This is a genomic window from Anoxybacillus sp. LAT27, assembly GCF_022030075.1.
GTDB classification, from domain to species: domain Bacteria; phylum Bacillota; class Bacilli; order Bacillales; family Anoxybacillaceae; genus Anoxybacillus; species Anoxybacillus kestanbolensis.
In genome coordinates this window covers 1-227 of sequence record NZ_JAIWYK010000370.1, presented here as the reverse complement: position 1 = coordinate 227, position 227 = coordinate 1, and the positions used below count along the sequence as shown (strand labels likewise).

1 pseudogene is annotated in these 227 nt (G+C 45.8%); it reads right to left on the bottom strand.

Annotation, left to right across the window (positions count from 1 at the left end):
- Nucleotides 1-227, bottom strand: a pseudogene (locus LD028_RS09835) (redox-sensing transcriptional repressor Rex); the annotation flags it as partial.

Sequence of the window (227 nt, the reverse complement as noted above, 5' to 3'; positions counted from 1 at the left end):
ATCGACATCAAACGCCATCACGATTTTCGTATTGTTGTTTTTCGAAAAATTATAGTTTAAAAAGGCGGTGCCTAAATTGCCGACGCCAAACAAGGCGACTTCGGTCACCTCATCCTCTTCAAGCGTCCGGCGGAAAAACGACAACAAATAATTGACATTATACCCGTATCCCTTTTTACCAAGCGCGCCAAAATAGGAGAAATCGCGGCGGATCGTCGCCGGATCGA